We start from the raw sequence: 25,111 nt of genomic DNA on the forward strand, positions 1-25,111 counted from the left end.
TAGCCAGCAGCAGACAATGACCCACAGATCCATGACGAAACTGGCCAGTATCGACGTTGGGACCAATTCGGTCCTTCTGCTTATTGCTGAGGTGGATCCGCAGGGGAAAATAACCCCTTTGCACGATGAAGCCCGCATTACCCGCCTGGGAGAAGGATTTGGAAAGGATAAAATTCTCAAACCTGAAGCTATGGAGCGGACTTTTGAAGTCTTAAAGAAATATGTGGATCTCGCCAGAAGTTATAAAGTCTCGGAGATTAGAGCTGTCGGTACCAGCGCCTTGCGCGATGCAGAAAACAGAGAAGTTTTTCTGAACCGGGTAAAAAGTGAACTGGATTTATCCATTGAAGTTATCTCCGGGGAGAGGGAAGCCTGGCTGACTTACAGGGCCTGTGTGCTGGCCTTTCCAAAGTTGACCGGAAAAACCCTCATGCTGGACATAGGAGGGGGCAGTACCGAGTTTATCTTCGGAGATCGGGAGCACCTGGAGCAGATGGTTAGTTTAAATATCGGGAGTGTCCGGGCTACGGAAATGTTCCTCCACAGCGATCCCATCGGGGAAAGGGAATTTCAGAATCTCTACAGTTATTTACAGGATAAAATCCGGCCCGTCCTTAATCCCCACAAAAAAAACCTTTCTTGCCTGATAGGTGTTGCTGGAACCGTCACCACCCTGGCCGCTATGGATCTTGAAATGGTTCACTATGACCCCTCCCTCATCCACGGCTTCCGTTTGACCCGAGGACGATTGAATCAACTCCTGGATAAGATGAAAAAAATGACCCTGGTAGAAAGAAAAAAACTCCCCGGTTTGGATCCCGGGCGGGCCGATGTTATTGTAGCCGGAGGGTTAATTCTCAAAGTCGTTTTGGAGGAAACCGGGTTGGAAGAAGTTATCGTAAGCGATTGGGGAATCCGGCATGGTTTATTAGAGAGCAAAATTTGAAATTTTTCATTTGAAATTGGATTTAATGGGGTATAAATTAGTAATACCTAACTAATTAGTCAGGATTTGCCTTCGATCTATGTAATCTAATCAGAATGGGTTTTTGACTAGATTACATGGAATCCTTAAATTAGGAGGGATAACAAATGTCTTTGCAGTTAGGAGCCCCCGTTCCAGATTTTGAAGCGATCAGTACCCATGGTCCCATCAAATTGTCCAATTATAAAGGACAGTGGGTTCTTCTCTTTTCACATCCTGCCGATTTCACACCGGTCTGCACCACGGAATTTATTGAATTCGCCAAGAGATATGATGAATTCAAAAAACGTGGGGTCGTGCTGATCGGTAATAGCGTAGATAGCATCTATTCCCATATTGCCTGGACCCGAAATATCGAAGAAAAAATGGGTGTAAAAATTCCATTCCCTGTTATCGCGGATCTGGATCAAAAAGTAGCGAAGCTCTACGGTATGGTCCATGAACCCACCAGTGTTACGGCGACGGTCCGATGTGTATTCTTCATTGATCCCAATCAGATTTTACGGGCGATGATTTATTATCCCTTAACAACCGGACGTAACATGGACGAGATTTTACGGGTCATTGACTCCTTGCAGGCGGTAGATAAGTACGGGGTTGCTACTCCTGCAAATTGGCAACCGGGTGATCCTGTCATTGTTCCGGCTCCTCAAACTACTGAGCTGGCCGAAAAGCGATTGCAAGACCAAAGCGTTGAAGCCAAAGACTGGTACTTTAGCTTGAAGAGAATTTAATGGAACACAGAGAGGCAGAAACACCGAAACCTGGTGTTTCGGGATATAGACACCTTGGGACGCGGAGACACGGAGACATTTCTCTGCATCTTCCAGTCTCCGCATCCCCCAGATCCCTTTGAGAATTCCTTAAATTTTTTGATCAAATTTACCAGCATAACCCGTCATTTCTACATATCCTTTCCCGGTTACTTTCTGATTTCCATAAGAACCTGTTACGTTGACACTCCCTTCCCAGTAAATAACTCCTGTTTTTCCCGGGCGAAGTTCCTGGTTCTCAAAAGCGGGAACTAGTTCCAGTGCTATTCTGTATCCTGGAATGCGAACTCGCCATTGGATGGGATAATTGCCTCCACTGAAAGGGCTTTGCCAGAATTTAAGAACTTCGATCTGAATCTCTTCTAACTTTAGGTGTTGCCAGGTTCCGTCTGAAAAAACTAAAGTACCGCTGGAATAAGGGTCCGGATTTCCATTCCTTTGACGCAGATGATAGAACATGAGTTCCGTTTGATTATCCAACTGAATACTGAACCAATCCCATCCTATCTGGTAATCCTGGAGCTGATTACTCCCAAATTCATGGTCCATCCAGCTAATTCCGGTTACTTTCATCGGTTGATGCTCTACAAAGAGGGTTCCTTCTGTTTTTAATCGGGTGAAGGAAATATAATGGGAAGCATGTCCGACCCCTTCTGCTTTCTGGCTGATACCATTTTCTCCATGAATGACGGGACCTTTAAGAGGTGTTAAAATTAAATCGATGGCAAACTTATCCTGGGAGGCCTGGAGATGATGGCTACCGTTTTCCTCTTCTCTGACCTTCCAGTCTTCATTCCAGACCAGGTATTTTCCCTCCTCGGCCCCGGCCTTTCCCAGAGCTGCTCGATTCAGTTTCTCTGTAAAGAAAAATTGCCGACGTGAGATATCCGAGATGGCAAAATGGGCAAAGTAAAGATGTTTCGCAGCCCATCGGGAAGGACTTTCCTGCATCTGCGCATTCTCTGACCCGACCCTAAAAAAAGTAACCTGATAACCGTATTCATCCCCTTTTTCGGTGGTCAGGTGCCCGGTATAATACCACCACTCGGTTTTAAAATCGTTGTGGGATCCATAGTCTTTGGGAAAAGAGTAAACATAGCCGGGTAAAGCCTGTTTAAATAAGTAGGAAGGAGGAGTCTCGCTCGCCTCAATAAAAACGGGAAGCATTAAAAAACAAAAGATAAAAGCCAGAAAACCAGACCGGTTCTTTGCCCGCTTCTGTTCCCCATGACCCTCCGGCTCCTCTCCTACGCTGTAAAACAGGGAAGAAGATAAAAGGTTATAATCTCTTCGTTTCCTTTCCCTTAAAGCCCCAGGAGAGGAGTCAAGGGCAGGAATCGATATAACTTCAATCCTGGATTCTTGTTGCTTATTCATAACGCATTGTTTCTACAACCCTTAGTTGAACTGCCTGCTTAGCTGGAAAATATCCGGCCAGGATCGAGGTGATCAAAACGATCAACAGCGACTTTGGAATGAGTATAAACGGAAAGAAAAACTGAATGGTCCAACCGAAGGATTGTTTGTTAATGACATAAATGAGGATAAAAGACAGGAAAATACCTGTAATCAAACCCAGGAGTTGACTGATGATTCCCATAAGCCCGGCTTCATAAAGAATTATCTTCATGATTTGGGTTCCGGTAGCTCCCACAGATCGGAGGATTCCGATTTCCCGCCTGCGCTCTAAAATCGAAGCTAAAAGGGCGTTAGCAATTCCTAAAACGGCCACAATAATTGCGATTAGCTCTAATCCCGAAGTAATGGCAAAGGTCTGATCGAAAATATCCAGGACGGTCTCCCGCAGGGTTCGATTGGTTATTACCGTGATATTATGGGTTTTTCCGAAGCGATTCAGGATAGCTTCCCGGACTTTTTGAAGGTCGGTATCGGGTTTGAGATAAACAATCAGGCTGTTCACAAAGGGATCCTTCCAGTATTTCTTGAAGAGCTGTCGGTCCAGAACAATCATGCCGTGTTCGGTGGAATAACTGTAGAAAACCCCGGCTATGGGAACTTGAAGTTCTCCCGAAGGGCTATTCAAGGTTAACGTATCGCCCACATTCAGGCCGTACTTGACAGAGAAACTTTCAGAAACCAGGGCTTCTCCCTTTTCAAGGGCCTGTTCTAAAATTTTGTGCTTCTCACCCTTTAAGAATAACATGTTTCCATACTCTTTAAAAACCCGGAAATCCCCGGCCCCCAGAGTAACCGGTCCCAGGGTCTGGAGTTCATTATCCGTTCCAGATTCTGAGTTTAGGAAAGAGGTTTGAGATTGGCTATCCTTTGCTTGTTTTAGATAATTGATTTTCAAAGTTCGGAAGGAATCCACCGCTGCAACCCCTTCCACTTCCTTGAGTTCTTCGACCATTTCTTCCGGAACTCTGGCTTCAGCTCCCTGGGTAAATCGGGTGATGGGAGCCACGATCAGATCTCCGGTTATCGTTTCATTGACCCAGATCTCGACCGTTTTTCGAAAGCTGCTGACCATGATGGTTACCCCGACTACCATGGCCAGTGCAGTCATAAGTGCAGCGACGGCCAGGGTGGTACGACCTAAGGTTTGAACCAGATAGTTACCGGCCAGCTTCCCCTCTGTTTTGAGGAGTCGGCTTATCAGAGGATTCGTTAGCCAATTAAAGAAAACGATGAAAGCCGGGGTAAGAAAAGCAACTCCTAATATTAAGAGAAGTGCAGAGGCATACCCGTAGATAGGAACCTGGCCGATGACCCCGGTGGAGTCATTCAGAGGGAATTTCTGGATGGCTGCCAGATAAGCCAGGCCAAGTAAAACTCCTCCTGACAGGGAGATCTTCAGATAATTTTGGGGTTGTTTTAAAGGATAAGCCCCTTCTTGAAAAGCTTCCCGGGGAGATATCCGAGAAGCTTCAAAAACAGGGATCAGGGCCGATAGAACTGATACTAAAATTCCCAGCAGAAATCCTTCTACAATAAGTTCAGGGGTCCAGATTATCGAATCGGTCTGAACCGGTACATAAAGGGAAGAAACCGTGAGGGTCATGGCTTTTAAAGCTCCTCGGGCCAGTAAAAGAGCTAAAAACAATCCCAGTACGGAACCCAGAAAACCGATGAGACTCGCTTCCAGCAAAAAGAAAAGCCGGATCTGACCCCGGGTCACTCCCAATGCCCGCAAGGTCCCGATCTCTTTTCTTCGTCGAACAACCGAGATGGCCAGGGTGTTATAAATCAGAAACATTCCCACCAGGAGGGCAATGGCACTCAGAACCGTTAAATTGATCTGAAAGGAATGAAGCAATTTCTGAACTTGCAGGTTTCGAGACTGGGGTCGTTCCACTCTGAGGTGGGGAGGTAACATAGCCTTCAACCGGGCGATAACCTTCGGGATCTGGGCATCGTCGACAATTAAATCGATTCGATCTAACTTCCCAACTTTGTTAAAAGCAACTTGAGCGGCAGCAATATCCATAATGGCTATGTTCCCACTCTGAGCTTTAGCCGTACCTTCCTGTTCCAACAGTCTTTTTACTTTAAACGTTAACACCTTCTCGTTCGCCGCCAGTTTAATGGAAGAACCCACCGAAAATCCGTGTTCTTCGGCAAATTTCCGGGTTAGTATAATGGCCTGGGGATCCCATAAAAGTTCCAGGAAATCTCGGGTGGGATCGGTGGTCTGGGTCTGCCTGGAAAATTTATACTCTCGAACGGTAGAATCTCCCAACACATCGACTCCTAAAACCAGCAAAACCTCTCCCTGGGATCCGGCCAGTAAAGTCGTGGTTTGAACAACCGGGCTCATCTGCCGGATTCCTTCTACCTCTCGAACTATCGGCAATATCATTTCGTCGAACCCTGCCTCCCCGGCAGAAATCTGTAAAGTTGCTCTGCCTGAAATAGCTTCCAGAGAAGTTTTGAAGGATTCTAAGATACTTACATTGGCCAACCGGATGGCCAGAAAAACAGCTACTCCCAAAGCAACTCCGATCACCGTGAGGAGCATTTTGATTTTTTCTTGGAAAATGGGACGAAAAACTAAATGCTTGCAGAGCCTTAATCCTTGAGAGATCATACTTCATAATAGGGTAGCACGAAGTTCAAACGCGTGCAACCGATTTGTTGTTCGTGGAGACCCGGCACGCCGTGTCCCTACCGGGCTCATTGACACTCTTTCCTTTCACGATTATATTGGTTTCCAATGAGTAGCTTAAACGTCCTCGTTTGAGGGTGGAGGTAACAGAAAATGGATACGTTAACCCATGGATTGGCCGGTGCGCTCATTGCTAAAACCGGATTTAGTCAACGAATAGGAAAAGTGGCAACCACGGTTCTGGTAGTCAGTGCAGTTTTCCCGGATAGCGATGTTATCGTGGATCTGGTGGGAAATGAGTTTCTCTATTTAAGATATCATCGGAGTTTAACCCACTCTTTTTTAGGCGCTCTCTTCTTTTCAGCCTTATTGGCAGGTATTTTTTATCGATTTAGTACCTATAAAAAATACTGGAATCTCTATTTCCTCTCCTTGCTGGGTATCCTCAGCCACATCTTTTTAGACTTACCAACTTCATTCGGAACCATGATCTTTTTTCCCTTCAGTGATCGGCGGGTTGCCTGGGATATGATTTTTATTATCGACCTGATCTTTACGGGAATTATTGTAACCCCTCAGCTCATCGTCTGGATTTATCTAAATCCCTCTTCCCGAGGTGGGAAGTCCTCCCCACCTCTCTTCTCTCCTTTCTCCAACCCCTTCCGTCGTGCAGGGTTTGTCTGTTTTATGTTTTACCTTCTGGCTTTCTCCGTGACCCTTTTCCTTTCCCGACTGGTTCACAAGGAAGTTCCCTGGAAGGTTCTCCTTGGGATAATCCTTCTTTTTACCGCCCTCATCCTGGTTCCTGGAATAAAGGGATGGATTTATCGACTGGACAGAACCGTCCCCTGTCGAATTGGATTAATCGTTCTCCTTTTCTACATGGGACTTTGTTGGATGAATCATTGGATAGCCTTGAAAAAGGTGGAGGATTACATCCAGAAACAAGGGCTTCAGGTTGTCAGCTATGCGGCCTTTCCACAACCCCTTTCGCCCTTTAACTGGTCCGGTGTTATCAAAACCCGAGAAGCTTCTTATCAGAATTGGTTCAATATTTTAACGCCTCAAATGCCTGAATTTTCAGTTTTTCAAGATCCCCCAAAAAATGAGTACCTTACCATGGCCGAGAATCTTCCCGTTGTCCAATTATTCCTGTGGTTTGCCAGGTTTCCTGTGATTACGTATCAAACTTTAGGTTCTACCCACATCATAGAATACTTCGATTTAAGGTTCAACTCCAGGCTTCGACGTACCCCCTTTGTCCTTGAAATTATTATCGGACCCAATGGCGAGGTAATCCGGCAAGGGTTTGCAAATTAGGGGGAAATCTCCTGGATAAACTCCCTTAACTTCCTGGCCACCTCCGGAAAGAGGGCCGTTCCGTCTACAACCGTTTCAGCCAACTGTTTGGTATAGGTTTTAATTCGGGTTTGGATGTCGGAGGGATATTGTTTGAGATCCAGGTTCCCCAGCAGGGCTGTGGAAATTTTATTAATCTCATATTTTCTCGATTTTTGAGCCTCTTCCATGCGTAGAGTAAGTATGGGGGTGTGGGAGTGTGGGGGTACGGGGGTATGGAGGTATGGGGGTATGGGAGTTGGGAGTATATTCTTCCTCCCGCACTCCCATACTTCCACCCTTCCACCCTTCCATACCCTCCACCCTTCCACACCCCCCCACCCTTCCACCCTCCCACCCCCCCATACTCCCATACTCAGCTTTCTACTTTCTTTTGTAACTCGGCCAATTTATTCAAGGCTTCCAGAGGGGTTAGGGTATTCACATTCAAGCTTTTCAACTCCTCGATCACCGGGTGAGGTTGTGAAGGAGGTTCCGGCGAAGAGATGGGGGTAAAAAGGGTTAGTTGGAGGTTATTTTTAAGGATCTTCTGAGATTTTTTTACTTTTCCAACGGTTGAAACTCCTCTATGGTCCAGTCCGTCGGCTTCTAAATGGGATAGGATTTCCTTAGCTCGCTGAAGGACTTCTGAGGGTAGGCCGGCCAGTCGAGCCACCTGAATACCGTAACTGCGATCGGTTCCTCCCTTTATGATTTTTCGAAGAAAAATGATTTCATCATTTTGTTCTTTGACGGCCACGTTATAGTTTTGGACACCGGGTAAGGTTGAGGCGAGTTCGGTCAATTCATGGTAATGGGTTGCAAAAAGGGTTTTGGCTCCTATTTTATTTGCGATATATTCAGCCACTGCCCAGGCAATGCTAAGGCCATCATAGGTGCTGGTTCCTCGTCCGATTTCATCCAGGATAATCAGGCTCTTTCGAGTGGCGTTATTCAGAATGTTGGCCGTTTCATTCATTTCCACCATGAAAGTACTTTCCCCTCCGGTCAGATTATCGGAAGCCCCTACCCGGGTAAAGATACGATCTACAAGGCCAATGGTGGCTTTTTTAGCCGGAACAAAACTGCCGATTTGAGCCATTAGAACAATTAAAGCCACCTGACGGAGGAAGGTCGATTTTCCGGCCATGTTCGGCCCGGTAATGATCAGGAGGGTATTTCCTTCAGTGTCTAGATAGACATCATTGGGGATAAAGGCCTCCTCTCTACGGAGTTGCTCCACGACCGGGTGTCGCCCTTCAATAATTTCGATCTTATCCCCGTCGTTCACCTGGGGTCGGGTATAGTTATAACGAGCGGCCACTTCGGCCAGGGAGGAGAGGACATCTAACTGGGCTAAGGCCCGAGCAGTACTTAAAATCCGCTCGGATTCTTTGGAAACCGATTCCCGGACCTGCTGGAAGAGTTGATATTCCAGTTCTACGATCCGCTCTTCAGCTCCCAGAACTTTGGCCTCATATTCTTTCAAAGCAGGGGTGATAAATCGCACGCAATTCACCAGGGTTTGTTTGGTAATGTAATCCTCTGGAACCATGGAAAGGTTGGGGTTGGTTACTTCGATAAAGTAGCCAAAGACCTTATTGTAGCGAACTTTCAAGGAGTTGATCCGGGTCCGTTGCCGTTCGGTTTGTTCCAGATGGGCAATCCAATCCTTTCCTTCCCGACATATTTTTCGGAGTTCATCCAGCTCCTGGTTATAGCCTTCTTTGATGAGACCCCCTTCCCTCAAGGTGATAGGCGGTTCATTGACAATAGCCCGATCGATGAGCTCGCCGATATCCGAAAGTTCATCGCAGGCCTGGATCAAATCTTGAATTAAGGATGACCGACCTGTGACTGCCGATTGCAGGAGGTTCTTAATGGCCGGGATTTTCCAAATGGAAAGTTTAAGGGCGACCAAATCCCGGGCGTTGGCGGCCATAAGGGTCAACCGCCCGATAAGGCGCTCTAGGTCATAGACTCCGTCGAGAAGTTCTCGCAAATCCCCACGTAGAATTAAATTGTCCTTAAATTCTGCTACGGCCTCCAGCCGCTGCTCAATAGCTTTAAGGTCTAGTAAAGGGTGCTTCAACCAGGCTTGCAGGGTTCGCCCCCCCATGGCCGTCATTGTGCAATCCAAAAGTCCCAACAAAGAGCCTTGCCGGGAGTGGTCCAGAATAGTTCGGGTCAACTCCAGGTTCCGCTGGGAAGCCGCATCTAGGACCATGTAATCTTCCACATTAAAGACCCGAAGGCTTCGAATGTGATCCAAGGAAGTTTTTTGCGTTTCCTGGATATAGCTCAATAAAGCTCCAGCTGCAGAGATACCCCGAAATAAGCCCTGGCAACCAAATCCCGATAGAGAAGCGGTTTTGAAGTGTTCTCGAAGCATACGCTCGGCATTTTCATACAGGAATGCTTGGGGGGGATAATGGGTAATACAGAATTTAGAGGTCGGATGCCAGAAGCCATGGGTCAGAGTTTCTTGTTTCTTATTTTTTACTTCTTGTTTCTTGGAATGGCCGAATAACTCGGTCAGAAGCAAGGATTCTTCCCCTATTTCAGGGACCAGGATCTCTTTAGGTTCTACCCGTTCCAGTTCATCCTTCAACTTTTGGACCTTCTGGGACCCTCGAAATTCTGAAATGCGAAATTCTCCGGTGGATATATCCAGCAGAGCCATGCCGATGACCTGATCCTTTTGGGCAAGGGCAACAATAAAGTTATTCTCCTTGGCTTCCAACATTCGGGTGTCCAGAACTGTTCCCGGGGTAACTACCCGAATTACATCCCGTTTAACGAGCCCCTTAGCAAATTTAGGATCTTCAAGCTGTTCACAAATAGCTACCCGAAAACCATTTCTGACCAGTTTGGCCAGATAAGAATCCACAGCATGGTGGGGAACCCCACACATGGGAACTCCTTTTTCTTCCTTATGCGTCCGCCGAGAGGTCAGGGTAATCTGAAGAACCCTGGAAGCTACTTCAGCATCCTGATCAAACATTTCATAGAAGTCCCCCATCCGAAAAAGAACGATGGTATCCGGGTAATCCTTCTTAATCTGCCAGTATTGTTGCATTAAGGGAGTTAACTCGTACATCTTACAAGTACTGGATGTTGAGTACTGAGTGCCAAGTAAGACAGAACAACTCAGTTCTTATTTAACTCAGTACTATACTTTCCACTCATCTCGCTGATTCTGGGCGAGAATCTCCGTCAGTTCCATGGAGCGCTTCTCCATTTCCAAGACCAGGCGATCTACTTTCTCAGCAAAATAGTTATGGAAAACCAGGGTTGGAATGGCAACGGTCAACCCTGCAGCGGTAGCGATAAGGGCTTCCGAAATACCTGCAGCCAATTTTTCCGGTTGTCCCACGCCTACCACAGAGATCACACTGAATGCTTTAATCATTCCGCTTACCGTTCCCAGTAATCCCAACAATGGGGCTATCCCTGCAATGGTATTCAAAACCCCCAAATACTTTTCCAACTTGGCCGCTTCATGTCGCCCGGCATCTTCAATAGCTTCTTTAATCTCATCCCGACCAAAATAGTATTTCATAATTCCGGCTTCCAGAACTTTAGCGATGGGCTTATCGCTCTTGGAACAGATAGCCAGAACTTCATTAATATGACCTTCCAGGAGGAGGGCTTTAATACGATTAAAAAATATCCGGGGAACCACCCGTTCGGTTCTCAAGCTCAGGAACCGTTCGATGATGATTGCCACGGATAGCACTGAACAAAACAGGATGGGAATCATGATATACCCACCCTTAATCAGTAAGTCAAACATGTACTCCCCTATTTAAAGCATCTGAAGTCCGATTCAAACCCCAGATTTACATGAAATAGAATTTTTTACCTTTTCTGGTTAAAAATGGGATCCAGGCTCTCCTTACAAGGAGCCTTTGGACTGAGCTCAGAATAAACAGGCAACAAAGCCTTCTCCCTACACCAGCAGAGGACTTCACTCCCCTCGCCACGCGCTATGGCTTCCCTCACGTATTATTCTCAACTTGAGAAAGTATGAAATTAACTCTTTCTTGGATAAGGTGTGTAATTTTGCTTTTATCTTTCATCATTATAAGATTATAAGAAGTCAGCTAATTCGGTGTCAAGCGGTAAAACCGGGGAGAAGAGGATTTAGAGCTTATGGAAGAAAAAAATCTTGTCAAAACCTGCTAAAGAGCTCCACTCAACTTAAGCATAATAATACCCAGGATAATTCCGCTGATGACCGTATAGACGAGAATGGAGGTAATAAAGGTTACTTTAGTGGAGATGGCATCATATAAAATACTTCCCAAGGCGATAACCGAAGCCGTAAAAAAAGCCATTCCTGCCCAGGTAAATAAAGAACTTCGGAAGGGGAGATTATTGGGATTAAAAACTCCGCCCACGTAAGTGAGCCAGAGACCAATGGCAATAACCAGGAATTTAAAGATAATGGACGTGAGTAAACTTCGGGTCGTAGGAGCATTTTGGGTAATGGCGCGGCTGATTAAGGAAAATAAAATGAGGACCGATCCGATAAAAAAAGCAATTCCTCCAAACCACAGGATCTTTAGGACGGGATTGGTCCGCATGGGGTCAAAGGCACCGCTTTCCCAAAAGAGAAGTTGACTGAGCAGAACCCCGGCTATCATGACAAAAATGAAAAGCTTAAGATCCTGAATTTCTACTCTACCCAGCAGGGATCTAAAAAGGACTGCATAGAGGGCCAGAATACTAAACAGCAGAGACAGGGTTCCAAACCATTCCAGGAATAGCGGCAAGTTTATCATGTTTTTCTCCTAAATAAGAGTTCTTTACCGACTTAGTGCCATAAGGAAAAACGTTTGTCAAGTAAATTCAAGATTTCCTATCGAGTCCTTGAGGTCTAAAAATCATCAGAATCATCAGTAAGAGACCAAAGAAAAGCATGCGATACAGGCGAAATTCCCGGAGGATTTCAGGGAGGATAACCAGGATTCCGGCGCCGATAAGGATTCCGACTAGATTTCCCATTCCACCCAAAATGACCATGCAAAGGATGTTGACCGATTCATAGAACAGGAAATTTTCTGGAAACACGGATCGTTGCCAGGAGGCCAGAATACTCCCGCCCATTCCGGCGAAGGATGCTCCTATGGCAAAAGCCTGGAGTTTGGCAACGGTTATGTTAATTCCCATGGCCTGTGCCGCGATCTCATCTTCCCGAATGGCCCCCCAGGCCCAGCCGATCCGAGAGTGGTTCAGTCGGTGGGAGACCAGCAATGTCAGCAAAAGGAATCCCAGAATGAGGTAATAATATTCCAGGTTATGGGTAAATACATAGGGGCCTATTTTAGGCGGATCGATGCTTAAAATGCCGTTAACCCCATTGGTGATGTTGACAGGCCTATCCAGATTAATAAGCAGGATGTAGGTAATTTCTCCAAATCCAAGGGTTACAATCGCCAGGTAGTCGCCTCGAAGTCGCAGGGTAGGGGCTCCCAAAAGAATTCCGAAGATAGCCGTTACCAGAACCGTCACCGGTAGGGCTACCCAAAAAGGTAAGTGAATATCAAAGTGAGGGGAAGCCAGAAAGGCATAAACATAAGAGCCGATACCGTAAAAAGCCACATACCCCAGGTCCAATAGTCCGGCAAATCCTACGACAATATTGAGTCCCAAGGCCAACATGGCATAAAGCCCAACCCGAGCCAGAACTCCTATCCAATAATCATTGGGTAGGAACAAGGGTAGAATAAGAGCCAGAACCAGGGCTATCCCAACTTTGAGATAAGGATTCCAGGAGGTTTTCATGGTCTTCTATTCTTCTCCTAAATAGGCCTTTCGAACGGCTTCGCTTTTTAACAAATTTTCGGCCGTATCGTGGAGAATCATCTCCCCATTTTGCAAAACATATCCCCGATGGGCAATGGAAAGGGCCATATTTGCATTCTGTTCTACTAAAAGGATAGTAATACCTTGCCGATTAATTTCTTGGATCGTCTCAAAGACTTTTTCTACAAAAAGAGGGGATAGTCCCATAGAAGGTTCGTCCATCAAAATCAATCGAGGTCTTGCCATCAGAGCTCGACCCATGGCCAGCATCTGTTGTTCTCCGCCGCTGAGGGTTCCTCCCAATTGATTTTCCCGTTCCTTGAGTCGGGGAAACAGCTTATAAACCTTTTCCAGGTCTTCTAAGATACTTTGAGGAGGCTCCTTCCGGCGTACAAAGGCCCCTAACTCCAGGTTCTCCCGGACCGTCATCCGAGAGAAGATACGACGGGCTTCTGGAACCCGGGCAATTCCCATACTTACAATCTTCTCGGTGGGAAGCCCATCGATCCGCTTACCTTCGAACTCAATGGTTCCCTGAACCGGTTTGACAATGCCCAAGATTGTTTTCATGGTGGTGGTTTTGCCAGAAGCATTTCCACCCAACAGAGAAACAATCTCACCGGGATAAATATGCAGATTGATCCTTTTCAGGACCTGGATAGGTCCATAATAGGTTACCACATTGGTGAGATTAAGCATCTTTTCCAAGTCCTGCTCTCCTCCCTAAATAAGCTTCAATGACTTTTTCATTTCGCCGTACTTCTTCAAAAACGCCTTCTGCTATTTTTACTCCGTGATCCAGGGCTATGACATGTTCGCAAATCCCCTTGACAATGGTCATATCGTGCTCGATGAGCAAAATGGTTATGCCATGGTCTCGGATTTTCTTAATATCCGCCATTAGCTCCCGACTTTCTTGAGGATTCATGCCGGCTGCAGGCTCATCGAGGAGAAGCAGAGTGGGATGGGTTGCCAAAGCCCGGGCGATTTCTAACCGACGGCGATTCGCATAAGAGAGCGTCCAGGCCAAATCGTTTCTCTTATCTATCAGGCGCGTTCCGAAAATTTCTAAGAGCTGGGTCGCTTTCTCTTTGACCTCTTTTTGTTCCCTTTGGGTAGCAGGGGTTCGAAGAATACTTCCCCAAATCCCGCTTCGGGTACGGCAATGGAATCCTACCAGTACATTTTCCAGAACGGTCATCTTGTTAAAAAGCCTCTGGTTCTGGAAGGTTCTGGCAATCCCCAAAGCGGTAATTTGATGGGGCTTTAAGTGTGCCAGATCATAGCGGTTTTCTTTAAAAAAAATGTGCCCCTCTGTAACCGGAAGGAGTCCTGTAATAAGGTTGAACAGGGTGGTCTTTCCGGACCCATTGGGACCAATAAGACCTACAATTTCCCCCTCTTTCAGGGTAAAGTTTAAGGCATTGATCGCCCGTAATCCCCCAAAATCTTTGGTCAAGTTTTGTACTTCAAGCAGTGCCAATTCTCAGCAAGTTCACCGCAAAAACCCAGGAGACCTGAGAAGGAGCATTAAAAGCGGAGACCCAGGGGCTCGGAAATTATCCCTGCCTCCCCAGGTCTTTTATATTCTGCTGCAGTTCATAAATGCTGTCTCATTGCAAGAAACGCTAGCAAAGTATTAATCTCCGCGTCCTGTTTTCTTCGGGTCTTTGCAGTAAAAATGGCCGTTTAAATTTTTTTCCACTCGGCCAGGGTTTCTCCTAAAAGGCCGGTTGGTTTAAAGATCAAAGTCAGGATCAAAACCACAAAGGTTACCACATCCCGGTAAGCTGGATTTAAAAAAGTGACTCCCAGGCTTTCAATAATTCCCAGGGTCAGTCCTCCTATCATGGCTCCTTGAATATTTCCGATTCCTCCCAGGACGGCTGCCGTAAAGGCTTTAAGTCCGGCTGAGTAACCCATAAAGAAATCGATCTGGGTATAGTAAATGCCGATGAGAACGCCGGCTGCACCTCCTAAAGCGGAGCCGATTAAGAACGTCAAGGAGATAATCCGATTGATAGGGATCCCCATAGAGCTTGCCATTTCCCGGTCTTCCGCTACAGCTCGCATAGCACGTCCCAGTGTGGTTCTATGAACCAGGTAATAAAGCCCCATCATGATTCCCAACGAGACCAGGGTGATAACGATAACAATGGCAGATATATTCACCCCTCCCACCTGAATTCTCCAGGAGGGTGGGAAGAGGAGCCGGCTACTGTAAACCTTCATGCGGGCTCCCTGGGTAAGCATAACGGCATTTTGTAGGAAGATAGAAGCTCCAATGGCACTGATTAGAGGGGCAAGTCGGGAAGCTCCCCGTTTATAAAGGGGACGATAAGCTAAAAACTCCAGAGTTACTCCAACAAACGCAGATCCCAGCATGGCGATTCCTAACAACAAGGGGAGAACCCAAATAGGATGGAGAAAGGATAGCTTTAGGGACAAAAGCCAGGTGAGAACCCCCCAACCCAGGTAAGCCCCGATCATAAAAACCTCCCCATGGGCAAAATTGATCATGAACAGGATCCCATAAACCATGGTATATCCCAGGGCGATCAATCCATACACGCTCCCCAGGGCGAATCCAAAGACCAGTTGTTGGGGAAGAATTTGAAGAGTCTGTTCAAAATTCATTATTTCACCACAATGGTCTTCACCTGCTCAAAGGCATTATTTTTGACCTGGTAAAAGTAAATAACTCCTCCGGCCACATCCCCTTTTTCATCAAAGGAGATGGGAACCCCCAGAATTCCTCTATAATCCTTTGTGGCACGGACTGCATCCCGGATAGCTGCACGATCGGCCTTACCGACCTTTTGAATAGCCGTCAGGATAATATTTGCGGCTTCATAAGCCAGAGGACCATAAGAACTTAAAGGTCCGTATTGGGCTTCAAATTTTTTAACAAATTCGGCGGCTTCAGGAACTTTTCTCATATCCGGAGCCAGAAAACTTACGTAATTTCCCTCTGCAGCTCCTCCGGAAGCCTGAATATAATCCACAGGCTCAAATTGACCATCGGGCCCAATCATACGAACATCCAGGCCCACCTCCGGCAGTTGCTTAGCCATCAGGGAAGCCTCTGGTGACCATAGGCTGGCATAAATGACCTGTACATCTTTCGGAACGGTTCCCAGTATGGAACGGAGGTCTTTATCTCCGGCCTTAATAACAAAACGAAAGGTTTGGGCTCCCAACTCTTTAGCTTTTTTCTCGAATTCATCGGCGGCTCCCCGAGGCCCAGTCGTTCCATCGTCAAAGATAGCAATTTTTTTGGCTTTTAGCTCTTCCACTGCAAAGATAGCCCCTGCAGGACCCTGGGCATCATCCCGTGCACAAACGCGGTTGACAACCTTCAGGCCTCGATCCGTCACCTTAGGATTGGTACATCCGGGGGAGATCATAACCAGATTGGCAGCCTCAAATTTTTCCGATGCAGGAATACAGGTTACACTGGTTATTCCATAAACTACTCCCATGACCGCCGGATCCGCTATGATTTTTTCAGCTGCGGTAACTCCCATTTGGGGATTTCCCTGATCATCGGCTTCCAGAACCTCAATCCTGGCTCCCAGTACACCCCCCCGTTCATTCCATTCCTCAGCAGCCAGCTTAACTGCGTTGGCCACCTCTTGCCCCTGTTTAGCCAGAGGACCTGTCAGGGGAATTCCCACCGCAATCTTAATGACCTCTGTAGCATAAGAAGTTTCTAAAACCAGCGTCATCTGAACAAGAAAGCTTAAAGCTAAAGCAAGAATCCTTAAAATTCTCGGAGAATTCTGAGTTTTTTTCATGGCTCTTAAAACCATACAGCGTAATGTATAAAACATAGCCTTTAAAACCTCCTATTTATGACGCTTTGTTTACTTGGTTTTGCTTGACTTTTAGACGACCCCCCCCGGTTCCTCTCCCACGCTGCGGGCGAGGGGAGTTGAGGAGTTGGTCTGGAGATTTACCGGCTCTCCTCCTACCCTGGGGGAGGGGCCGGGGGAGGGAAAAGAACCCTGCCCCTTTAGCTTTACAAAACCACCCGATCGGTAGTATTTCCCGAAGAAATAATTTGTCCTTGTAAGAGGCCCCTTCAGCAGACTCAGGATAAACTCCACAAAGAAACAATCCCAGGAAAAATCGCTTCGCCGGGTTTATTCCGATATATCCAGGAACTCACCAGGGCCTCCCACCTGTTTACTTACAAGTCGATATAAAACCTGTTTTTTATACCTGACCGAAGGAAGGTTAGATACGTCTTATACATTACGTGGTACGTTTTACTTCTTACCTTTAAGGATATGCGTCAAGTAGTTAAATCTTTTCATATCGGGTTTTAAGAGGGATTGTCAACACTTTTTTCTGAATATCTTTATTCCTTGACAGGGGACGGTAGAAACGATATAGTGTCTTTAATGAATGGGTTAATGGGCTTTTATGAACACCAACTCTATCTTTAGAAGGGATCACATGGATACGATTAAACGTTTATTTAAAAGTAAGGGGACTTTCTGGATTTTGATTGTCCTTTTAAATTCATGTAGTTCAACGGCTAAGTCAACACCTCCTTCATTGGAATCTCAAGCGGAGGTGGTTAGCATAGGGCATGATAAAGTCAAAGAGAATTCAGAGAAAAAACTTGAAAATGTAAAGGCGATCGATGCTCAAGCTTATTATCACTATCAACTCGGGGTCTTAGCCCTCGCCTCAGGGGATATTGAGCAGGCGATTACTCACTACTCCGATGCCCTTAAGTTAGATGATAAATCCCCCTTTTTATACGTAGAGCTTGGAAAAGCTTTGGCTCGTAAAGGAGACTTCTATAGGGCTAAAGAAGTCTGCGAGAAGGCTTTGGTTTTAGATGCTTCCTATCTCCCCGCTCGAACATTACTAGCGGCTGTGTATTCCGGGCTTAATGAAAAGGAACAGGCTATCCAGGAATATCAAAAAGTCATCGAACTCAATCCGAAAGACGCACAACCTTATATTGCTTTAGCAGGTTTATATAAAGAAAAGAAGGACTATACCAAGGCTTTAGAGGTTTTAAATCGGTTAACCGATCAGCCTGAAAATGCTCAAGTCGGGTTCTATCAGATGGGGCAAATCTATCTCGAAATGAAGGATCTGGACCGGGCTATCCAGAGCTTCGAGAAGGCCATCGAAGTCGATTCTGATTTTATTCAGGCCTATGCGACTTTGGCAGCTCTCTATGAGACACAAAAACAATATAAAAAGGCGGCAGAAACCTACGAGAGGGCCTTACATGCCATCGGGGAAGAGCCCCGTATAATGGATCGGCTCATGAGACTTTATACCCAATTGAAGGATTATACCAAAGCTTTACAATATGCCGAGAAACTTAAAAGTGTGGATCCCGATAATGATGAAATCGATATCGATATCGGCGTTATTTACTACGAATCCAAGCAGTATGAAAAAGCTGAGAGTCTTTTCAAGGATTATCTGGCCCTCCATCCGGAGAATATTGAGGTTCGAGCTTATCTTGCAGCCACCTTGGAGGAGAATCAAAAGTACAATGAAGCGCTGGGGGAATGGGAAAAGGTTCTGGAACAGGATCCTAAATCTTTTGATACCCGGATTCGAATCGGAATGCTCCTTTCTCAACAGGGTAAACAGGATCAGGCGATAAAAATGTTTGAGAAAACCCTGGAACTATTTCCGGACAAGACCCGGGCTTATATTTTATTGGGAATTGCTTATAGCCAGGCCAAACGCTATGAAGATGCTTTAAAGGTTCTTCAAAATGGCCTCCAGCAGAATGAAAAGGATCCTGCTTTACTGGCCACCTTACAATTTCATACCGGGGCCGTGTTGGAGCGCCTGGGCCGATTTGATGAAGCCCTTGAGATGTTCAAAAAGGTTATGGATCTGGATCCTACCTACAGTAATGCCTTCAATTACTATGGTTATATGCTGGCCGAAAAGGGGATCCGCCTCGATGAAGCCCTTACGGCAATTCAAAAAGCTTTGGAGCTGGAGCCGGACAATGGGGCCTACATCGATAGCTTGGGCTGGGTGTATTATCAAAAAGGGATGATTGATGAGGCGATTCGGGAACTGGAGCGTGCCGCAAACTTAATTAAGGATGATCCAACCGTTCAAGAACATCTGGGAGATGCCTATTCTAAAAAAGGCTGGTTCCAGAAAGCTATCGATGCCTATGAAAAGTCCTTAAAGTTAAAACCGGAAAACGAGAAGCAAGTCCAGAAAAAGTTAGATGAAATCCGACTCAGACTAAAATCAGAAGCAAATCAGAAGTGAGAAACAGGACGCAAAGAGCATCTATAAAAGGGGCACAAGGAGTAAAGGCCAGAGAGCTGAAGTTGTGGAAGTCTATTTATTTTCATCTCTCTTCCTCGATTCCTTGTTACCTGCTTCTTGTTTCTTGGTTTTTGCTTCTCATTGAGGGTTGCGCAAAAAAACTACCTCCCCCTCTTACCCCGCTTTCTACACCGGCTAAATTATCTACCGGGGAGTTATACCAGTTGATGGAACAACGTATGGCCGGTTTTCAAAACTTCCGAGGTATTGCCAAGATCCGGCTGGTCAGCGAGAACAAAAAGTATCGATTTACGGAGGTCATCGTTCTTGAGAAACCGAACTTGTTCAGGTTGGAGACCCTGGGATTTTTAAATCAACCTGCTTTATTTGTTGTTTCCAACGGTAAGTCCCTATCCCTTTATTCTAAAAGAGATAATCAGTATTATTCGGGTACGGCTTCTCAGGCAAATCTGTTTAAGTTGACCGGCCTTAATCTGGCTGTTGAAGATGTGGTTCGCGTTTTATCGGGCAATCCTCCTCGATTGGAAAAGATCAGCTCAAAACAATCCCGTTATTTTCCAGATCAAAAGGTATACCAGTTGGAGTTGATCTCGACCCGGTCTCAAATCCGGCAGTTGATTTCTTTAGATGCGACCACCAACACCTTCTCCCAGATGGAATCTTATCGACTTCCCGACGGGGTCCTGCTTCTTAAAGTTATGTGGGAAGATTATCGAAGTGCAGACGGCTATCCCGTTCCGGGAAAGGTAATTATCGATAAACCTTTAGATAAAACCCGTATCGAGCTGACGTATCAGAGTTTTGAGGTGAACCAGAGTTTAGATGGCGATCTTTTTTATTTGAAACCTCCTGAAAATGTCACCGTTCGTCTGTTAGATAGTCCTGCAGAAGAACCCTTAGAGCATCTGGCCCCTTTTAAAGAATTTGAACGCCCGGATGGGTCGGACTAATAAGGCTTCCCCGGAGGCTGAAGATAATTTAAGATGAAGAAGCAGAAATCAGGCGAACCACAAGAATAATCCCTATCAGGGCATAAAGAAAAAATAAGAATAAAGCATACGGCGCGAAGACCAGAAGGACTATCAGCATCCCACAGAGAAGATCATGTTGCCAGGTTAATCTGGGATAATCCCAGAATAAAACCCTTTTAATACCCTGGAAGACTCTTTCCAGGGGAGTGGAGGGTGTATACGTTTCATCCAGGGATAGAATAGGTTCGGGACTTACGCCTGCAGGAACTTTAGCTAATTGTCTTCGGGTTTCGAAGATACGATGGATCACCGTGAGGTTTGTGAAGAAAGCCAGAATCCAGACAACCATGTAGAGGTGGTTGGTTAGAGAGCCGATAATAATGGTGACGGTTCGCTCCGGTCTTTCCATGAAACCTACCTTACAACTGGGAATGATGCACTCAGCTCGGGCCCGTACATAGCTGGTCATAATAGTTCCTATCAAGGCGATGACCGAAAGGGTTATATAGAACTTGCTTTTCTCTAAGGCGTAGTAGATGATGATACCGATAAAGATGGCTATATCCGAATATCGATCGATAACCGAATCAAAGAAAGCTCCAAAACTGGTAACCCTTCCGGACATTCTCGCTACGGCCCCATCCAGGACATCAAAAGCTCCGGCAATAATCAAGATAACTCCGGCCAATATAGGGCGTCGATAACCAAAGGCTATGGTGGCAATCACATTAATCCCTAATCCGATGAGCGTGAGCGTATTGGGGGTAAATCCAGCCTTGATTAAGAGTCGAGCCAGGCTATCTCGCCATCTGGCAAAAAGTCCACCTACTTTCTTTCCGACTATATTTTTATCTATCCTCATTACTGCGCTATGATATAAATTCAATTCAAGGGTTGTCAACAATAAAATCTTAGAGCTTTATACTTGACATTGTCCGTTTAAATGCTAACATTTAATAACCGGTTTTTTCATTTTACCCGGTTGTAGTAAACCGGTTGTAGTAAATGGCCATGATTTTGAAATTTTTCAAAGACCTGCTTAAGCTTATTTTCTTTGTTGTTTTCCTGGTTGGATTGAGTTTCCTGAGTGGTTTTATTGTCATGAAACTTTATCTGGCCGGAGGTGAAGTCGAAGTACCCGACTTAACCGGAAAAGAAGTTGAGGAAGCCAAACAGCTTTTATACAAGAAAGGTCTCAACCTTAAGCTGGTGGATGAGAAGAATGATACCAGCATACCTAAAAATCATGTTCTTTCTCAGGACCCTGCACCGAATTCCCGAATAAAACAAAACCGAACGGTTCGTGTGGTTCTAAGTCTGGGACCCGAGGAAGTAACCGTTCCCACCGTGGTAGGAAAGCCTCTGCGAAATGCCCAAATCCTTCTTAGACAGAATGGGCTTTTAGCGGGAAGAACGGTTTACATTCATTCAGATCAGGTTCCTATGGATAGTGTTATTGCTCAAAATCCTCCGGGCGAGTCTAAATATAGTAAGAAGGGGAAAGTAGATCTTTTACTGAGCCGGGGACCTTCTGAAAAGTCCTACATCATGCCGGATTTAATTGGAAAGAAGCTTGACTTTGCCAAAAAAGTTTTAGAAGAAATCGGGCTTGTGGTAGGACGGGTTGAGCGGGAAGCCTATGAAGGGGTTGAGTTCGATGTGGTTATCAGTCAAACCCCCAAACCGGGTACGATTATTAAAAAAGAGAACCTGGTCAATCTGGTGGTAAGTGAAGGGTCTTCTGGACTGGGAGCAGAGTCCAGATTTATTCCAACCAATCCGGTTACTCAGGTTTCCCTTGAGTATGTAGTTCCAGAAGGTCCTCCTACTCAGGAAGTTCGGGTGATTGTCAACAATGATGAGGGAGTTTCTGAAATTTTTAGACAATTCCTTCCTCCTGGGATGCGCATTCAGGTGGCTGTGCCGGTTATTGGGGAGACTTTAGTAGGAATTTATATCGATGGCATGTTGGTCCAACAACGACGATTTTAAAATTGGAGATGAGAGACCAGAGGTCTGTAAAACGGGCCTGGGGTCTTTAGTCTCAAGCCACCCGTTTCATGATTAAAGTTGCTCCTTCCATATTATCGGCGGACTTTGCCAGGTTAGCCGAAGAAGTTAAGATCGTCGAGGCCGGGGGGGCAGATCTCATTCATGTGGATGTAATGGATGGTCATTTTGTTCCTAATCTGACCATAGGACCGATTGTGGTGGAAGCCTTACGAAAAAGGACTTCCCTTCCCCTGGATGTGCACCTGATGATTGAAAATCCAGATGCCTATATTCCGGATTTTATCAAGAGTGGTGCGGATTCTATTACTGTTCATGTCGAAGCCTGTACCCATCTCCACCGAACGGTTCACCTTATTAAAGAAAAAGGGGTCAAAGTAGGGGTTGCCTTAAATCCTGCTACTCCTCTGACAAGCCTGCAGGAGATTGTCCAGGAGATCGATATGGCCCTTTTAATGTCTGTCAATCCCGGATTTGGTGGGCAAAAATTTATTCCTTCGGTACTTTCTAAGATTCAGCGATTCCGGCGAATCTTGCAGGATATGAATATTCTCCGGTTGGAAATTGAGGTGGACGGAGGAATTAAAGTCGACAATGCGGCTCAAATAGCCCTGGCAGGTGCAGATATTTTAGTGGCTGGATCGGCTGTCTTTGGATCTTCGGATCCAGCCGGTGTGATACGAAAAATAAAGGAAGCCTGTGCTATTCAGGTTTAATCAGGAGTCAGAATCCAGGAGTCAGAAACTAACTTCCTGACTCCTGACTCCCGACTTCTATCATTAAAAAATAGAATGGATTTAAAAGAAAAGATTCTCCAACGAAAAGCTGTTGCCGGCGTGATCGGACTGGGCTATGTAGGCCTCCCCTTAGCCTTAGAGTTCTGTAGGGCTGGTTTTCAGGTCATTGGGTTTGATGTAAATATCAACAGGGTTAATGCCATTAACCGGGGCGACTCTTACATTCAGGATATTTCTCCAGAAGCGGTCCAGGCGGCATTGCAGCAAAAGCGGTTACTGGCCTCCACAGATTTTTCTCTTCTGAAAGAAATCGATGCCGTCAGTATCTGTGTGCCGACCCCTTTGAGGAAGACAAAAGATCCGGATATTTCCTATATCGTAGCTGCTGTGGAGCAGATTACCCGGTATTTACATAAAGGGCAACTGATCGTTTTGGAAAGTACTACCTATCCGGGAACGACCGATGAGGTGATCTTACCCGAATTAAGCAAAACGGGCCTTAAAGTTGGAGAAGACTTTTATCTGGCTTTCTCCCCGGAGAGAGTGGATCCCGGAAATACCCGGTTTACCACACGAAATATTCCCAAGGTCATCGGTGGAATTACCCCCCAATGTACCGAAATGGCCATGACGCTCTATGAGCAGATCATTGAAAAGGTGATTCCTGTTTCTTCGACCAAAACGGCCGAAATGGTTAAACTTCTGGAGAATACCTTTCGCAGCGTTAATATTGCCCTGGTTAATGAAATTGCACTGATGTGTGATAAGTTGGGTATCGATGTGTGGGAAGTCATCAATGCTGCAGCCACTAAGCCTTTTGGCTTTATGCCTTTTTATCCGGGACCGGGTTTAGGAGGTCATTGTATTCCGCTGGATCCTTTTTACCTGGCATGGAAACTTAAAACCCTTAATTATACGGCACGATTTATTGAACTGGCCGGAGAGATCAATGCCTTCATGCCCAATTATGTGATTAGTAAAGTTGCCGGAGTTCTCAATGATAAGGAGAGAAGTGTCAAGAACTCAAAAATTCTCATTATCGGGGTAGCCTATAAAAAGGATGTTAACGATATTCGAGAGTCTCCCGCCTTAGATATTATCCGTCTTCTAGAAAAGCAGGGAGCCAGGGTGTACTACCATGATCCTTATATTCCTGAAATTACAGAGGAAGGAATCGTTTTAAAATCGGTAAACTTAACAGAATCTCTTCTGGCCGAAATGGATTGCACCGTCATCGTAACCGATCATAGTGCTTATGATTACCAATGGCTGGTAGATCACTCTAACGTTGTGATTGATACCCGGAATGCTACGAAAAATGTTCGAGATTCTGGCAGGGTGATTCGGAAATTATAAAAACCCAAGGTTAAAGTCTCGGGTTTTGTTAACCTGAGACTTTAACCTTTGGATTCGGAACTGATTTTATCCAGTAGCTGAAGAACCCGATGGGTCTCTTCCAGGGCTTCATCGAAAACAAATTTGATATCCGGAATATATTTTAAATCTAATCTTTTACCTAATTCGCCCCGAATATAGCCACTAGCCCTCTCTAACCCCCCTAAAATTTCCCTTTTCTTTTCCTCAGCTATCGTAACCCCTTGGATCTGGGTAATCGAGGGAATTGTTACATAAAACTTGGCATATCGAAGGTCTTCTGTCAGGTCTACCCGGGTAATGATCACTAGCTTGACTCGAGGATCTTTTATTTCTCGTTGTAAGATAAGGCTAACCTCCTGATGGAGGAGATCCCGAACCCGGTCTGCTCGTTTATACCTGCGCATATTACAATTCTCCATGGTTTAAGCTGGTTAATTCGATTCCATAATCCAGAATACTGACTATTCCCGAGCCTTCTATATGATTTATGACTTTGTTCAATTCCTGATTCACGTAATTTTTATCGTTGCTGACCATAGCAATCCCAATGGTAGAACGCTGCCAGGTTTCCAGATGCCCTATTTCCGCAATGGAAACATTGAATCGATTTTTAATTCGGCTTTTGATGCTGTTAAGTACCTGTCGCTTTCCTTTTAAGGAGTGATTGCTTGGAAGATAAAGTTCTACTCTGCAAATTCCGATAATCATTATGAATTATCAATTATCAATTAAAAAATATTAATTGATAA

General features: G+C 45.6%; 22 protein-coding genes. 8 read left to right on the forward strand and 14 right to left on the reverse strand.

Annotation, left to right across the window (positions count from 1 at the left end; all coding sequences use genetic code 11):
• Window positions 1–16 precede the first annotated feature (16 nt).
• Together VNM22_22635 and VNM22_22640 are read left to right on the forward strand one after the other, a co-directional pair.
• Window positions 17–946 carry a Ppx/GppA phosphatase family protein gene (locus tag VNM22_22635; protein ID HWP49969.1) on the forward strand — a complete coding sequence of 310 codons (930 nt, stop codon included), beginning with the start codon at window positions 17–19 and terminating at the stop codon, window positions 944–946.
• 146 nt (window positions 947–1,092) lie between these two features.
• Entirely contained in the window at window positions 1,093–1,719 is a 627-nt protein-coding gene (locus VNM22_22640; GenBank protein ID HWP49970.1) for a peroxiredoxin, read from the forward strand.
• A 129-nt stretch (window positions 1,720–1,848) separates the two neighbouring features.
• Here the strand turns inward: VNM22_22640 and VNM22_22645 are convergent, their stop codons facing one another.
• Together VNM22_22645 and VNM22_22650 are read right to left on the reverse strand one after the other, a co-directional pair.
• A complete protein-coding gene (locus VNM22_22645) occupies window positions 1,849–3,135 on the reverse strand; it encodes a lipocalin-like domain-containing protein (protein HWP49971.1) in 1,287 nt (428 codons plus the stop codon).
• Window positions 3,128–5,806, reverse strand: a complete 2,679-nt coding sequence (locus VNM22_22650; protein HWP49972.1) for an FtsX-like permease family protein — start codon at window positions 5,804–5,806, stop codon at window positions 3,128–3,130. Before VNM22_22650 ends, VNM22_22645 begins: the two co-directional genes overlap by 8 nt.
• A gap of 171 nt (window positions 5,807–5,977) precedes the next feature.
• Here VNM22_22650 and VNM22_22655 point away from each other — a divergent pair, with 171 nt between their 5' ends.
• Window positions 5,978–7,144: a metal-dependent hydrolase gene (locus VNM22_22655; protein HWP49973.1), complete on the forward strand. Its 1,167-nt coding sequence runs from the start codon at window positions 5,978–5,980 to the stop codon at window positions 7,142–7,144.
• Here the strand turns inward: VNM22_22655 and VNM22_22660 are convergent.
• The 9 genes from VNM22_22660 to VNM22_22700 all read right to left on the reverse strand — a co-directional run bounded on the left by VNM22_22660 (window position 7,141) and on the right by VNM22_22700 (window position 16,806).
• Window positions 7,141–7,494, reverse strand: coding sequence for a hypothetical protein (locus VNM22_22660; protein ID HWP49974.1), 354 nt, complete (start codon window positions 7,492–7,494; stop codon window positions 7,141–7,143). The two genes, VNM22_22655 and VNM22_22660, sit on opposite strands and share 4 nt — an antisense overlap.
• A gap of 44 nt (window positions 7,495–7,538) precedes the next feature.
• Entirely contained in the window at window positions 7,539–10,262 is a 2,724-nt protein-coding gene (mutS, locus tag VNM22_22665) for a DNA mismatch repair protein MutS (GenBank protein ID HWP49975.1), read from the reverse strand.
• A gap of 72 nt (window positions 10,263–10,334) precedes the next feature.
• Window positions 10,335–10,958: a MotA/TolQ/ExbB proton channel family protein gene (locus tag VNM22_22670; GenBank protein HWP49976.1), complete on the reverse strand. Its 624-nt coding sequence runs from the start codon at window positions 10,956–10,958 to the stop codon at window positions 10,335–10,337.
• 388 nt (window positions 10,959–11,346) lie between these two features.
• Window positions 11,347–11,949 (reverse strand): hypothetical protein, encoded by a 603-nt coding sequence (locus VNM22_22675; GenBank protein HWP49977.1) that lies wholly within the window; start codon window positions 11,947–11,949, stop codon window positions 11,347–11,349.
• Between the two features lie 67 nt (window positions 11,950–12,016).
• On the reverse strand, window positions 12,017–12,952 hold the full coding sequence (locus tag VNM22_22680) for a hypothetical protein (protein HWP49978.1): 936 nt from the start codon (window positions 12,950–12,952) through the stop codon (window positions 12,017–12,019).
• A gap of 6 nt (window positions 12,953–12,958) precedes the next feature.
• Window positions 12,959–13,672 (reverse strand): ABC transporter ATP-binding protein, encoded by a 714-nt coding sequence (locus VNM22_22685; GenBank protein ID HWP49979.1) that lies wholly within the window; start codon window positions 13,670–13,672, stop codon window positions 12,959–12,961.
• Window positions 13,665–14,456 (reverse strand): ABC transporter ATP-binding protein, encoded by a 792-nt coding sequence (locus tag VNM22_22690; protein HWP49980.1) that lies wholly within the window; start codon window positions 14,454–14,456, stop codon window positions 13,665–13,667. Before VNM22_22690 ends, VNM22_22685 begins: the two co-directional genes overlap by 8 nt.
• 206 nt (window positions 14,457–14,662) lie before the next feature.
• The gene (locus VNM22_22695; protein ID HWP49981.1) at window positions 14,663–15,610 is read right to left on the reverse strand and encodes a branched-chain amino acid ABC transporter permease; all 948 of its coding nucleotides are present in this window, start codon (window positions 15,608–15,610) and stop codon (window positions 14,663–14,665) included.
• Entirely contained in the window at window positions 15,610–16,806 is a 1,197-nt protein-coding gene (locus VNM22_22700; GenBank protein ID HWP49982.1) for a branched-chain amino acid ABC transporter substrate-binding protein, read from the reverse strand. The genes VNM22_22695 and VNM22_22700 overlap by 1 nt, the downstream gene beginning before the upstream one ends.
• A 628-nt stretch (window positions 16,807–17,434) precedes the next feature.
• Between VNM22_22700 and VNM22_22705 the strand changes: the two genes are divergently transcribed.
• Together VNM22_22705 and VNM22_22710 are read left to right on the forward strand one after the other, a co-directional pair.
• Complete coding sequence (locus VNM22_22705) at window positions 17,435–19,246, forward strand: tetratricopeptide repeat protein (GenBank protein HWP49983.1); 1,812 nt, start codon at window positions 17,435–17,437, stop codon at window positions 19,244–19,246.
• Between the two features lie 227 nt (window positions 19,247–19,473).
• Window positions 19,474–20,217 carry a DUF4292 domain-containing protein gene (locus VNM22_22710; GenBank protein HWP49984.1) on the forward strand — a complete coding sequence of 248 codons (744 nt, stop codon included), beginning with the start codon at window positions 19,474–19,476 and terminating at the stop codon, window positions 20,215–20,217.
• A 28-nt stretch (window positions 20,218–20,245) separates the two neighbouring features.
• Here VNM22_22710 and VNM22_22715 read toward each other — a convergent pair whose 3' ends face one another.
• Window positions 20,246–21,100, reverse strand: a complete 855-nt coding sequence (locus VNM22_22715) for a CDP-alcohol phosphatidyltransferase family protein (protein HWP49985.1) — start codon at window positions 21,098–21,100, stop codon at window positions 20,246–20,248.
• Window positions 21,101–21,243: 143 nt separating this feature from the next.
• Between VNM22_22715 and VNM22_22720 the strand changes: the two genes are divergently transcribed.
• The 3 genes from VNM22_22720 to VNM22_22730 all read left to right on the forward strand — a co-directional run bounded on the left by VNM22_22720 (window position 21,244) and on the right by VNM22_22730 (window position 24,341).
• Window positions 21,244–22,230 (forward strand): PASTA domain-containing protein, encoded by a 987-nt coding sequence (locus tag VNM22_22720; protein ID HWP49986.1) that lies wholly within the window; start codon window positions 21,244–21,246, stop codon window positions 22,228–22,230.
• Window positions 22,231–22,298: 68 nt separating this feature from the next.
• On the forward strand, window positions 22,299–22,964 hold the full coding sequence (gene rpe / locus VNM22_22725; protein ID HWP49987.1) for a ribulose-phosphate 3-epimerase: 666 nt from the start codon (window positions 22,299–22,301) through the stop codon (window positions 22,962–22,964).
• Window positions 22,965–23,039: 75 nt separating this feature from the next.
• On the forward strand, window positions 23,040–24,341 hold the full coding sequence (locus tag VNM22_22730) for a nucleotide sugar dehydrogenase (GenBank protein HWP49988.1): 1,302 nt from the start codon (window positions 23,040–23,042) through the stop codon (window positions 24,339–24,341).
• 41 nt (window positions 24,342–24,382) lie between these two features.
• On the opposite strand, the gene rbfA is transcribed toward VNM22_22730, so the two are convergent.
• The gene (gene rbfA, locus VNM22_22735) at window positions 24,383–24,766 is read right to left on the reverse strand and encodes a 30S ribosome-binding factor RbfA (GenBank protein ID HWP49989.1); all 384 of its coding nucleotides are present in this window, start codon (window positions 24,764–24,766) and stop codon (window positions 24,383–24,385) included.
• Between the two features lies 1 nt (window position 24,767).
• Entirely contained in the window at window positions 24,768–25,070 is a 303-nt protein-coding gene (locus VNM22_22740; protein HWP49990.1) for a DUF503 domain-containing protein, read from the reverse strand.
• Between the last annotated feature and the right edge of the window lie 41 nt (window positions 25,071–25,111).

The sequence above is a fragment of the Candidatus Limnocylindrales bacterium genome (assembly GCA_035559535.1).
GTDB lineage: Bacteria > Moduliflexota > Moduliflexia > Moduliflexales > JAUQPW01 > JAUQPW01.